The organism is Aeribacillus sp. FSL K6-1305, assembly GCF_038050115.1.
Classification (GTDB): Bacteria; Bacillota; Bacilli; order Bacillales; family Aeribacillaceae; genus Aeribacillus; species Aeribacillus composti.
On sequence record NZ_JBBOQV010000002.1, the window covers coordinates 685,001 to 696,987 of the forward strand.

The following is an 11,987-nucleotide window of genomic DNA, read 5'->3' on the forward strand; positions in this document are numbered from 1 at the left end:
CGAAAGCCTAAGGTTTCCTGAGGAAGGCTCGTCCGCTCAGGGTTAGTCGGGACCTAAGCCGAGGCCGAAAGGCGTAGGTGATGGACAACAGGTTGATATTCCTGTACCACCTCCTCACCGTTTGAGCAATGGGGGGACGCAGGAGGATAGGGCAAGCGCGCGGCTGGATGTGCGCGTCCAAGCAGTTAGGGCTGGCAAGCAGGCAAATCCGCTTGCCGTGTGCTTGAGCTGTGATGGCGAGGGAAAGGAAGTACCGAAGTTCCCGATTCCACACTGCCAAGAAAAGCCTCTAGCGAGGTGAGAGGTGCCCGTACCGCAAACCGACACAGGTAGGCGAGGAGAGAATCCTAAGGTGAGCGAGAGAACTCTCGTTAAGGAACTCGGCAAAATGACCCCGTAACTTCGGGAGAAGGGGTGCTCATCAAGGTGATAAGCCATGATGAGCCGCAGTGAAAAGGCCCAGGCGACTGTTTAGCAAAAACACAGGTCTCTGCGAAACCGTAAGGTGAAGTATAGGGGCTGACGCCTGCCCGGTGCTGGAAGGTTAAGGGGAGCGCTTAAGCTGTAGCTGAAGGTGCGAACCGAAGCCCCAGTAAACGGCGGCCGTAACTATAACGGTCCTAAGGTAGCGAAATTCCTTGTCGGGTAAGTTCCGACCCGCACGAAAGGCGTAACGATCTGGGCACTGTCTCAACGAGAGACTCGGTGAAATTATAGTACCTGTGAAGATGCAGGTTACCCGCGACAGGACGGAAAGACCCCGTGGAGCTTTACTGCAGCCTGATATTGAATGTGGGTACAGCTTGTACAGGATAGGTAGGAGCCAGAGACGCGTGAGCGCCAGCTTGCGCTGAGGCGACGGTGGGATACTACCCTGGCTGTACTGACATTCTAACCCGCGCCCCTGATCGGGGCGGGAGACAGTGTCAGGTGGGCAGTTTGACTGGGGCGGTCGCCTCCTAAAAGGTAACGGAGGCGCCCAAAGGTTCCCTCAGAATGGTTGGAAATCATTCGGAGAGTGCAAAGGCAGAAGGGAGCTTGACTGCGAGACCTACAAGTCGAGCAGGGACGAAAGTCGGGCTTAGTGATCCGGTGGTTCCGCATGGAAGGGCCATCGCTCAACGGATAAAAGCTACCCCGGGGATAACAGGCTGATCTCCCCCAAGAGTCCACATCGACGGGGAGGTTTGGCACCTCGATGTCGGCTCATCGCATCCTGGGGCTGTAGTCGGTCCCAAGGGTTGGGCTGTTCGCCCATTAAAGCGGTACGCGAGCTGGGTTCAGAACGTCGTGAGACAGTTCGGTCCCTATCCGTCGCGGGCGCAGGAAATTTGAGAGGAGCTGTCCTTAGTACGAGAGGACCGGGATGGACGCACCGCTGGTGTACCAGTTGTCCCGCCAGGGGCACCGCTGGGTAGCTATGTGCGGAAGGGATAAGCGCTGAAAGCATCTAAGCGTGAAGCCCCCCTCAAGATGAGATTTCCCATCGCGAAAAGCGAGTAAGATCCCTTGAAGATGACGAGGTAGATAGGTCCGAGGTGGAAGCGTGGTGACACGTGGAGCTGACGGATACTAATCGATCGAGGACTTAACCAAGTAGGAGCATCTATTCGTGAAGGAACCGTTATCTAGTTTTGAAAGAATGATATTCAAAAAAGTGTTGACAACTGTGATCAAAAAGTTATAATAATAGTTGTCCATCGAACTGAATGGAACAAATGAATACAATAATTTGCTTGGTGGCAATGGCGAAGAGGTCACACCCGTTTCCATCCCGAACACGGAAGTTAAGCTCTTCAGCGCCGATGGTAGTGAGGGTTTGTCCCTTGCGAGAGTAGGACGCTGCCAGGCAAAAAGAAAAAGAGCGGCGATCGATGCTGCTCTTTTTTTATATGAAAATAAATAAAAAATTCCAAAAATTGCATAGATTATATTTATTTTGGACATAATGAAGGTGGAGGTGGAGAAGGAATGACTTACAGTCAACAGAGTGAAATAATTGGGGAAACGTGTGTGATCTGTGATAAGCAAAAAGAGAAAGGCATTCATTTATATTCAAGTTTTATTTGCACAGATTGTGAAAAGGACATGGTGCAGACTGATACGAGTGACCGGAAATATCAATATTTTGTTGAACAATTAAAAAAAGCGGCAGCTTCCAAAATTTATTCTTAACTTGGCTATAAACAGATGGTCAAGTTTTTCTTTGTGCGCCCGGCATGGGTGTAATCTATAGGGTGAAAGTCCCGAGCTGCGAAGGCAGAAGTAGCAGTTAGCTTAACGCAAGGGTGTCCGTGGTGACGCGGAATCTGAAGGAAGCGAGCGGCAAACTTTGGGTCTCTCGGAACACGAACTTCATATGAGGCTAGGTATCACTGGGTGAGTTTGCAAGACAAAACAAAGCCCTTTCTGCCGAAGGTGATACAGAGTAAATGAAGCAGATGGATGGAAGGAAAGATTACACTCTTACCCGGGGAGGTCTGGCTGGCACGCCAAGTAACCTTGGTAACCTATCTAGTGATAGATAGCTGAACAGTCAGAAGTCAGCAGAGGTCATAGTATTAGTTGGTCTAGAACAACTAAGAAGGACCGAACAATTAAGAGAGAATAGCCCTTGGCATTCAGTGAGTCATGATGAACACAGAAAACGTAGTACCTCACTTGAGGGAGGAAGCGGTGAATCCCGTGGGAGATCTCTTGGAGGGTGGAGTGACCACTGGCATAAAGAGAACAGCTATTCACGGAAGTTATAAAGACTTGCGTCAATTATCTTAATTGAACCGCCGTATACGGAACCGTACGTACGGTGGTGTGAGAGGACGCAGCCCTGAAGAGTAAAAATTCTTCGAGATAATTCCACCCAAACTTTGCCAAATATGTGATAATAAGGGTATATAAAAAACCTAATATATTGGCATTTGGGGGGATTTTTTTATGGTAACGAGGAAAGAAAAGCGTGAAATGGAAAAAGAGGTAAATTATTTATTCGAGTTGCTAAAAACGCAAAATCACTTTTTTAAAAATTTGAACAAATTACTTAAAGATGTTGATGATCCAAGGCACCAAAGCTATATCACCTATGACACGGAAGTCCTTTTGATGATGGTTATTTTGAAAAATGCATGCAACTTAAAAAGTATGCGCGAAATGACAAACGAATTTAATAAGGAAGAGTGCATTAAAAATTTGGGGAAATTGTTGGGGAATGAAGATTTGGAAGAACTGCCCCATTATGACACAATCAATGATTTTTTGGCACGAGTGAACCCGGCAGAACTTGAAAGGATCCGAATCGATATGATCAAGAAATTATTCAAAAAGAGGTGTTTTGAATCCTATCGTATCAACGGGAAATACTGGGGTATTGCCATAGATGGGACCGGTATTTTTACTTTTGACAAAAAACATTGTGAACACTGCCTGAAACGGGAGCGCAAATACATAGACAAGGAAACGGGTGAAGAAAAAATAAAGACCATCTACATGCATCATGTCTTGGAAGCCAAGTTAATTGTGGGAAATATGGTACTAAGTGTGGCCTCCGAGTTTATTGAAAATGAATCAGAGGACGTGGAAAAGCAAGATTGTGAGTTGAATGCTTTTTATCGACTGACTGCTAGACTGAAAGACACCTTTAAAAAACTGCCTATCTGTCTGATTGCCGATAGTCTTTATGCCTGCGAAAATGTATTTAAACAATGCAAGGCGAATAATTGGAACTACTTATTCCGTTTTAAGGAAGATCGTATTAAAAGCATCACCGATGAGTTTCAAGCGTTAAAAAATATGGAAGAGGAGGAAGGCAAGAAAGCCAATGTGGTAAAGATACGTGAAAGCGAACAGCGAGGGGAAATCACCTGGGTGAACGATATTGATTACAGAGGCTTTGGGGTGAATGTTTTCGAATGCGAATTAGAAGATGAAAAAAGAAAACAAAAATTTACCTTTATCACAGATATAAAAATCACAAAAAACAATGCAAAGAAACTGATGAACGCTGGCAGAAGCCGCTGGAGAATAGAGAATGAGGGGTTTAACAGACAAAAAAACCTGCGCTACCACATTGAACACGCAAGCAGCCAAGATTACAATGCCATGAAAAATCACTACCTATTAACCCAAATTACAGAGATTATCATGGTGTTACATGAGCATGGGTCAAAAATATTGAGAAGCATGAAGAAAACGATAAAAGAAATATCCTCGCGATTGTTAGAAGCCTTCCGTGGGCAAACACTAACAGACGAGGATATCGCACAACTGGGAAAACCTATGCAAATTAGGTTTACCTAGCGAATTAATTGTACCAAAGGATGTGATGTTTGGCAAAGAAAAAAAGTTATCCACAACAAACAAAAATAAGTTATCCACATTTTTTAAAAAAATAAGCAAAATTGGTTCTTTTTGACCCTTTTTGTAAATAAATTTAACTGGAAAATTTTACCAATTGTGAATAAGTCGTATTTCCACAATACTACCAGAAATTGATAAATTTACTCTTCATAGCTGGAGAGGACGGGAGTTAATCGCTCCCTCCTACTCGATTTGTTATAATGAAATTATGCAGCAAATAGAAAAGGGCGATGAAAGCAGATGGGAAAAATTCGTACTCCGTTGTATAATGCTTTAATTCAACATTGTCAGTTAAATCCTCTTTCGTTTCATGTACCTGGTCATAAAAACGGGATTCTTTATGATCCAAATCAGTTTCCGCATTTTCGCCAAACGCTTCAGCTGGATTTGACTGAGATTGCTAATTTAGATGATTTATATGCGCCAGAAGGGATCATTAAAGAGGCGCAGCAGCTTGCAGCAGAATTATATGGAGTATCGTCAACATATTTTTTAGTGAATGGTTCAACGGTCGGAAACTTGGCAATGATTCTTGCTAATTGCCAAAAGGGGGATGTCGTATTCGTTCAACGAAATAGTCATAAATCAGTGATGCATGGATTAGAGCTGGCCGGTGCAAAGCCTGTTTTTTTATCTCCCAAGTTCGATGAAGGTTTTCAAGTGCCTTCTTATGTACCAGTTGAAACGGTAAAGAAAGCTTTTCAAAAATATCCTCAAGTAAAAGCGATCATTTTGACAAGCCCTACCTATTACGGTTTAACATATACAAAATTAAATGAACTTATTCAATTTGCTCATTCCCGCCGTGTTCCGGTATTAGTCGATGAAGCTCATGGGGCTCATTTGATCGCAAGTTCTTCGTTTCCGAAATCAGCTGTTTCGGTTGGTGCAGATGTTGTCGTACAATCTGCCCATAAAACATTGCCTGCTATGACAATGGGAGCATTTTTGCATGTAAACAGCAAATTGGTGAATGAGGAAAAAATTAGCCATTATATACATATGCTGCAAACAAGCAGTCCGTCTTATTTGATTATGGCCTCACTTGATTTAGCAAGAGCGTATGTCGAGGATATGTTAACGAAGGAAGAGGAATTGAATCAAACTTTGCATAAATATGTGGAGATCTTTCAACAGCTTGACTATATCGATATAGTGTCTTCGAAGGATCCTTTTGTGGCTGTTGATCCTTTAAAGCTGACAATTCGTTCACAAAATGCCATGTCAGGTTATGATTTAATGGAGCTTTTTGAAAAAGCACGTATTTATCCTGAGCTTGCCGATCCTCTAAATGTTTTGTTTGTGCTTCCGTTTGCTAAAGAGTTTCAAGATACTGGACACTTTTCGAAAGTCAATGACATATTAAAAAATACCCAAACAAGCAAGATGGAATGGGGTCTTCAGAAGGAAGTACAAATAGACGAAATCAGCCAGCTATCTATTTCTTACGAGGCAATGGAAAACAGTACAAAAACATTTGTATCATTAGAAGAAGCGATAGGAGAGATCTCTGCTGAAATGATTATTCCTTATCCGCCGGGAATACCGCTTTTGATGAGAGGAGAAAAAATTACAAAAAATCAAATTGAAGCGTTGAAAAGGTTAATGGAGCTGCGTGCTAATTTTCAAGGAGGAAAGAAATTAGCAGAAGGCCTTATTTCTATTTTCAGGAAAAGGTGATCTTAATGAAAGGAATTTTTATTACGTTTGAAGGACCTGAAGGAGCGGGGAAAACGACAATTATTAAAAAGCTTGAAAAAAAGTTAGAAAAAGAAGGAAAAGACGTTGTCGTGACGCGCGAGCCAGGCGGTATTGTCATCAGCGAGAAAATTCGGGAAATTATTCTTCATAAAGAACATACAGAGATGGATGCAAGGACCGAGGCGCTTCTTTATGCTGCCGCGAGAAGACAGCATTTAGTCGAAAAAGTAATTCCCGCTCTTCATAAAGGAAAAATTGTACTTTGCGATCGATTCGTTGACAGTTCTTTAGCCTATCAAGGGTATGCAAGAGGTCTCGGGATTCAAGAGGTGCTTGAAATAAATCAATTTGCAATAACCGGCATGATGCCCAATCTTACGCTGTTTTTTGATATTTTGCCGGAAAAAGGATTAGCAAGAATAACTAGCAATCAAAATCGAGAAATCAATCGACTTGACTTGGAAAAATTGGATTTCCATCAAAAGGTTTATGAAGGATACAAGAAAATCATTGAAATGTTTCCGAATAGAATAAAAGTGATCAATGCAGATCAGCCTTTAGAAAAAGTTTTTTTTGAAGCGGAGAGTGCATTGGACTTATTTTGGAAGGAAACATTGTAGTCATATCGTTCTCAAGCTTGATATAATGAAGAAAAATTGATATTCGCTGCAAAATGTCCTGGCAAGATGTCCTGCTTTTCCGTTTTTATCAATAAGGAGGCTTTTCCGTATGAAATTGATTATGGCTGTTGTCCAGGATCAAGATAGCAACCGCTTATTAAAAGCCCTGACGGAACATAACTTTCGTGTGACAAAGCTTGCAAGCACCGGGGGATTTTTAAAGTCCGGCAACACTACTTTTATTATTGGGACAGAAGACATTCGTGTGCAAAAAGCGCTCGATATCATTAAAACGAACTGCCAGTCTCGCCAACAGCTTGTTGCTCCAGTTTCACCGATAGGCGGGAATACCGACTCTTACGTTCCCTATCCGCTTGAAATTGAGGTTGGCGGTGCAACTGTTTTTGTCCTTCCAGTTGAACAATTTCATCAATTTTAAAGGTGAGAGCAAATGAAAGTAAATGAAGATTTAAGAACAATACTGCCTAAACAAACAATTGAACAGAACGGAACACAAAACAGATCTAAAATATTTTCTCAAATGGTTGAAAAGCATGAATCCAAGCTCCATGAAGAACAATGGAAACAGCTTTTAAATGAACTGGAGGAAGCCGGAGAACGTCTAAGTAAATCGAGAAATATGCATGATTTGTCTAAGTTTAAAAGATTAGTAAAGCGGCTTATTCGTGAAACGATTGAATTCGGAATGGGTGTCAAAGAATCAAAGAGCTGGGATTTTTATGGGAACAGACGGAATTTAAAAATCGTTTCCCAAATTGACCAAAAGCTGGTGGAATTGACCGAAGAAATTTTAAATAAAGAAAAAGATGCCGTAAACATTTTAGGGAAAATAGGGGAAATAAAAGGGCTGATCGTGAATTTATATACGTAAGTGAGTGGTACAATAAATGAAAACATGGGAAGAACTCGAAAAACTTCAGCCAAAAGTATTGAAAATAATACAAAATTCTTTTAAGAAAAATAGATTGGCCCACGCCTATTTATTTCAAGGGAAAAAGGGCACAGGAAAAAAGGATGCTGCTTTTTTAACTGCAAAAAGTTATTTTTGCGAGCATTTGGAGAAAAATTATAAACCGTGCGGACAATGTTCAAACTGCAAGAGAGTTGAGAGCGGAAATCATCCTGATCTTCACTTTATAGAGCCTGATGGCTTATCAATCAAAAAAGAACAAATAGAAGCATTGCAGAAGGAATTTGCAAAAACGGGCGTTGAATCGAACCGGAAGCTTTATATCATATCTGGATGCGACCAGATGACTGTCAATGCGGCCAACAGTTTATTGAAATTTTTGGAGGAACCGACGGAAGGAACAATGGCAATATTAATAACAAATCAAGTTCATCGAGTGTTGCCGACAATTCTTTCTAGATGCCAAATATTAACCTTCCAACCCATTCCCCCAAAAATGATTCAGCAGGAACTTGAGAAAAAAGGAACTCCAAGTCATATAGCTGCCCTCGTCAGTCAAGTTACCAATAATATTGAAGAAGCATTTTCACTTAGCCGTGACGATTGGTTTGCGGAAGCAAGAACCAAAGTGATAAAATTATATGAAGTATTGGACTCCCGTCCCGACCATGCATTGCTTTTTATTCATAATCATTGGGTGCCTTTTTTTGCAGATAAAGAGCAAATGGAAATGGGACTGGATTTTCTCCTATTTTTATATAAAGATTTATTATCAATTCAAATCGGAAATGAAGATGACGTTGTTTATTTAGATATATTGCCAATGTTAAAACAGCAAGGGCTAAAGCTTGGCCAACGAACTGTTTTACACCAAATCGTCTCCATTTTGAATGCAAAAAAACGGTTAAATTTCAATGTTAATCCGCAGCTTCTTATGGAAGATTTGGTTTTAACATTGCAGGAGGGATAAGCTTGTATGATGTTGTAGGAGTTCGCTTTAAAAAGGCGGGAAAAATTTATTATTTTGATCCAAATGGTTTTGATATACAGCTTGATGATTATGTCATTGTTGAAACAATCAGAGGGATTGAATATGGAAAAGTAGTAGTCAGCAAAAAACAAGTGGAAGAGCATGATATTGTGCTTCCATTAAAGAAAGTCATTCGGAAAGCTGATGAAAAGGATCGGATGATTGTCCAAGAAAACAACAGGGCAGCAAAAGAAGCGATGGATATTTGTTTAAAAAAAGTAGAAGAACACGGTTTAGAGATGAAGCTTGTCGATGTAGAGTATACATTTGACCGCAACAAAGTCATTTTTTACTTTACTGCTGACGGGCGTATTGATTTTCGCGAGCTTGTAAAAGATTTGGCCTCTATTTTTAAAACGAGAATTGAACTTCGACAAATCGGGGTGCGAGACGAAGCGAAAATGCTTGGCGGAATCGGCCCCTGTGGAAGAATGCTATGCTGCTCCACATTTTTAGGGGATTTTGAGCCTGTTTCGATTAAGATGGCGAAAGATCAAAATTTGTCTTTGAATCCTACAAAGATTTCGGGGTTATGCGGAAGATTAATGTGCTGCTTAAAATATGAGAATGATGAATATGAAACAGCAAAAGAGCAACTTCCGGATATTGGAGATACTATAGAAACTCCGAATGGAACAGGAAAGGTTGTCGGACTAAATATTTTAGAACGTGTGCTGCAAGTCGAACTGATCAATCGCGATCGCGTCGTTGAATACACATGGGAAGAATTAATACAAGACGATGCTGTTTCTATGGAGTTCACAGATTAGAGGTGGAAAACCAGTGAACAAAAAAGAAATTTTTGATGCTGTGACATTGCTGGAGGAACAAATTGGTTATTTGTACCGCCAATTAGGAGAATTAAAGCAGCATATAGGAGAATTAATTGAAGAAAACCAACATTTAAAATTGGAAAACGACCACTTGCGCAAACGAATGTCTTCTTTTGATCAAATGAATTTGAAACAAGAAGAATTGAAAAGCGCTAAGAAGAAGGAAAAAAAGCTTGGACATATAGATATTGGCGAAGGGTATGATAACCTGGCAAGACTTTATCAGGAAGGATTTCATATTTGTAATCTGCATTATGGCAGTGTAAGGAAAGATGGAGATTGCCTGTTCTGCCTCTCATTTTTAAATAAAAAGTAAGTGCAGCTTCCTTTTCAGGAGGCTTTTCTTATGACTAGGACGAGTAAGTAATCTCAAGAAAGGGAAATTTACATGGTATATTTGCACGATGATGAAAGGCTGGATTATTTGTTAGCGGAAGATTTGCGCATCATTCAAAGTCCTTCAGTTTTTGCATTTTCTCTCGATGCAGTTCTTCTCGCAAAATTTGTGTATGTCCCGATCCAAAAAGGGAATTTGATTGACCTTTGTACAGGAAACGGGGTGATTCCACTTTTATTAAGCACAAGAACAAAAGGAACGATCACAGGAGTGGAAATACAAAAGCGGCTGTTTGATATGGCTGTCAGATCTGTCCAATATAATCACCTTGAACATCAAATAAAGATCATTCACGGCGACATTTTGGACATGCCGAAACAGCTTGGGTATGGGAAGTTCGATGTTGTAACATGCAATCCCCCTTATTTCAAAACGCCGGGACAAGAAGAGTTAAATAAAAACGAATATTTTGCGATTGCAAGGCATGAAATATTATGCACTCTTGAAGATGCTATACGTGTAAGCAGCCAATTGGTAAGGCCGGGGGGAAAAGTTGCCTTTGTCCATCGTCCAGGACGATTTTTAGAAATGATCGAACTCATGAAAAAATATCGAGTGGAACCGAAAAGAATTCGCTTTGTATATCCAAAGCTTGGAAAGGAAGCAAATACTTTATTAGTAGAAGGAATAAAAGATGGGAATCCTGATTTAAAAATTCTACCCCCATTGATCGTTTACGATGATCAAAACAATTATACGGATGAAGTTCAAAAAATATTGTACGGGTAAATAAAATGTGACTAAAGCGGAATGTATAAATTATGGTGGTGAATAGGGATGTGGCAGCAAAAAAGCTATGCGGAAGATGTAGAGAAGGGCGCACTATATTTAGTGCCGACGCCGATCGGAAATTTAGAAGATATGACGTTCCGTTCAATCCGTGTGTTAAAAGAGTGTGACGTTATTGCAGCGGAGGACACGAGACAAACGAAAAAATTATGTCATTATTATCATATTGATACAAACATCATCAGCTATCATGAACATAATAAAAATTCGAGTGGAAGACAGATCATGAAAATGATTGAAGAGGGGAAAAAAGTTGCACTTGTCAGCGATGCCGGCATGCCAACCATTTCTGATCCAGGAAGTGAGCTTGTTCAGCTAGTTTTAGACCATCATTATCCGGTTATACCGCTTCCGGGGGCTAATGCTGCATTAACGGCATTGATCGCTTCAGGAATTGCGCCTCAGCCTTTTTATTTTTTTGGATTTTTACATCACAAGAAAAAAGAAAAGAAAAAACAATTGGAGCAATTAAAAAATAAGAAAGAAACCATTATCCTTTATGAATCTCCTCATCGACTCGTTGAAACGTTAAAGGATATTCATGAATTTTTTGGCAATAGGAAAATAGCTGTTGCTCGAGAGTTAACAAAAATGTATGAGGAGTTTGTGAGGGGGACAGTTGATGAACTATTAGATTGGGCGGAAAATCATGAAATCAAAGGGGAGTTTTGTTTAATCATTGAAGGCAGTCAAGAAAATACTCCCGATGATAACAAAGAAACATGGTGGAGTAAATGGACGATTAAAGAACATGTTGAACATTATATAGAAAAAGGCTATCCATCAAAAGAAGCGATCAAATTGGCCGCATTGGATCGAAATTTGCCAAAACGGGAAGTGTATCAGGAGTATCATTTGAAATAAAAGTCCCTGAATAGTAGGGACTTTTAACTTTTTATTTAGAAGATTCCAAAATGGTTTGGATTTCTTTTAAAATTTGCTCTGCACCTTCGCGGCTAAGAACAATTTTTCCGCCTGCAAGCTGGAAGTTATCATCAGAAACTTCTCCAGTTACTTGACAAGTCATGCTAGGCTTATATTTTTTCAAAATGATGCGGTCGTCATCCACATAAATTTCTAAAGCATCTTTTTCAGCAATTCCTAATGTTCTGCGCAATTCAATCGGAATAACTACGCGTCCCAACTCATCAACTTTACGAACAATTCCAGTAGATTTCATAAAATTTGTCTCCTCCCATTTGTAAAATAAAGATTTATCGCCTATATACTCCCTTTTTCGCCATTATTCGACATTTGCGATTGTCAATTAATAGAATAACAGTTTTTCCAATAAACGTCAATCCTTTTGATTCGAAATACTGTTCAATTTAAA

The 11,987-nt window shown here is 40.4% G+C and carries 12 protein-coding genes and 2 rRNA genes (1 of these 14 cut by a window edge); 13 read left to right on the forward strand and 1 reads right to left on the reverse strand.

The window, feature by feature from the left end; genetic code table 11:
• From NST97_RS13045 to rsmI, 13 genes are all read left to right on the forward strand, one after another.
• Positions 1-1,596, forward strand: a 23S ribosomal RNA gene (locus NST97_RS13045); it begins 1,338 nt to the left of the window's first position.
• 139 nt (positions 1,597-1,735) lie between these two features.
• A 5S ribosomal RNA gene (rrf, locus tag NST97_RS13050) occupies positions 1,736-1,851 on the forward strand.
• 120 nt (positions 1,852-1,971) lie between these two features.
• On the forward strand, positions 1,972-2,175 hold the full coding sequence (locus tag NST97_RS13055; RefSeq protein ID WP_063387602.1) for a sigma factor G inhibitor Gin: 204 nt from the start codon (positions 1,972-1,974) through the stop codon (positions 2,173-2,175).
• A gap of 759 nt (positions 2,176-2,934) precedes the next feature.
• The gene (locus tag NST97_RS13060; RefSeq protein WP_341343141.1) at positions 2,935-4,293 is read left to right on the forward strand and encodes a transposase family protein; all 1,359 of its coding nucleotides are present in this window, start codon (positions 2,935-2,937) and stop codon (positions 4,291-4,293) included.
• Between the two features lie 300 nt (positions 4,294-4,593).
• Positions 4,594-6,033, forward strand: coding sequence for an aminotransferase class I/II-fold pyridoxal phosphate-dependent enzyme (locus NST97_RS13065; protein ID WP_340789313.1), 1,440 nt, complete (start codon positions 4,594-4,596; stop codon positions 6,031-6,033).
• Between the two features lie 5 nt (positions 6,034-6,038).
• Positions 6,039-6,674 (forward strand): dTMP kinase, encoded by a 636-nt coding sequence (tmk, locus tag NST97_RS13070; protein WP_063387600.1) that lies wholly within the window; start codon positions 6,039-6,041, stop codon positions 6,672-6,674.
• A gap of 109 nt (positions 6,675-6,783) precedes the next feature.
• A complete protein-coding gene (locus tag NST97_RS13075) occupies positions 6,784-7,113 on the forward strand; it encodes a cyclic-di-AMP receptor (RefSeq protein ID WP_063387599.1) in 330 nt (109 codons plus the stop codon).
• A 12-nt stretch (positions 7,114-7,125) separates the two neighbouring features.
• On the forward strand, positions 7,126-7,566 hold the full coding sequence (locus tag NST97_RS13080; protein ID WP_063387598.1) for a YaaR family protein: 441 nt from the start codon (positions 7,126-7,128) through the stop codon (positions 7,564-7,566).
• 16 nt (positions 7,567-7,582) lie between these two features.
• Positions 7,583-8,575, forward strand: a complete 993-nt coding sequence (gene holB / locus NST97_RS13085) for a DNA polymerase III subunit delta' (protein ID WP_063387597.1) — start codon at positions 7,583-7,585, stop codon at positions 8,573-8,575.
• A gap of 2 nt (positions 8,576-8,577) precedes the next feature.
• Entirely contained in the window at positions 8,578-9,405 is an 828-nt protein-coding gene (locus NST97_RS13090; protein ID WP_063387596.1) for a PSP1 domain-containing protein, read from the forward strand.
• A 13-nt stretch (positions 9,406-9,418) separates the two neighbouring features.
• Complete coding sequence (gene yabA, locus NST97_RS13095; RefSeq protein WP_063387595.1) at positions 9,419-9,784, forward strand: DNA replication initiation control protein YabA; 366 nt, start codon at positions 9,419-9,421, stop codon at positions 9,782-9,784.
• Between the two features lie 72 nt (positions 9,785-9,856).
• On the forward strand, positions 9,857-10,594 hold the full coding sequence (locus NST97_RS13100; protein WP_066247199.1) for a tRNA1(Val) (adenine(37)-N6)-methyltransferase: 738 nt from the start codon (positions 9,857-9,859) through the stop codon (positions 10,592-10,594).
• A gap of 48 nt (positions 10,595-10,642) precedes the next feature.
• Positions 10,643-11,518 (forward strand): 16S rRNA (cytidine(1402)-2'-O)-methyltransferase, encoded by an 876-nt coding sequence (rsmI, locus tag NST97_RS13105; RefSeq protein WP_066247202.1) that lies wholly within the window; start codon positions 10,643-10,645, stop codon positions 11,516-11,518.
• A 31-nt stretch (positions 11,519-11,549) separates the two neighbouring features.
• On the opposite strand, the gene NST97_RS13110 is transcribed toward rsmI, so the two are convergent.
• A complete protein-coding gene (locus NST97_RS13110) occupies positions 11,550-11,834 on the reverse strand; it encodes an AbrB/MazE/SpoVT family DNA-binding domain-containing protein (RefSeq protein ID WP_063387592.1) in 285 nt (94 codons plus the stop codon).
• Positions 11,835-11,987: the final 153 nt, after the last annotated feature.

What these genes read in the sequence shown, in the direction of transcription:
- NST97_RS13055 (WP_063387602.1), top strand. Translation starts at nt 1,972, where the DNA reads ATGACTTACAGTCAACAGAGTGAAATAATTGGGGAAACGTGTGTGATC.
- NST97_RS13075 (WP_063387599.1), top strand. Translation starts at nt 6,784, where the DNA reads ATGAAATTGATTATGGCTGTTGTCCAGGATCAAGATAGCAACCGCTTA.
- NST97_RS13080 (WP_063387598.1), top strand. Translation starts at nt 7,126, where the DNA reads ATGAAAGTAAATGAAGATTTAAGAACAATACTGCCTAAACAAACAATT.
- tmk (WP_063387600.1), top strand. Translation starts at nt 6,039, where the DNA reads ATGAAAGGAATTTTTATTACGTTTGAAGGACCTGAAGGAGCGGGGAAA.
- NST97_RS13065 (WP_340789313.1), top strand. Translation starts at nt 4,594, where the DNA reads ATGGGAAAAATTCGTACTCCGTTGTATAATGCTTTAATTCAACATTGT.
- rsmI (WP_066247202.1), top strand. Translation starts at nt 10,643, where the DNA reads ATGTGGCAGCAAAAAAGCTATGCGGAAGATGTAGAGAAGGGCGCACTA.
- NST97_RS13110 (WP_063387592.1), bottom strand. Translation starts at nt 11,834, where the DNA reads ATGAAATCTACTGGAATTGTTCGTAAAGTTGATGAGTTGGGACGCGTA.
- NST97_RS13100 (WP_066247199.1), top strand. Translation starts at nt 9,857, where the DNA reads ATGGTATATTTGCACGATGATGAAAGGCTGGATTATTTGTTAGCGGAA.
- holB (WP_063387597.1), top strand. Translation starts at nt 7,583, where the DNA reads ATGAAAACATGGGAAGAACTCGAAAAACTTCAGCCAAAAGTATTGAAA.
- NST97_RS13060 (WP_341343141.1), top strand. Translation starts at nt 2,935, where the DNA reads ATGGTAACGAGGAAAGAAAAGCGTGAAATGGAAAAAGAGGTAAATTAT.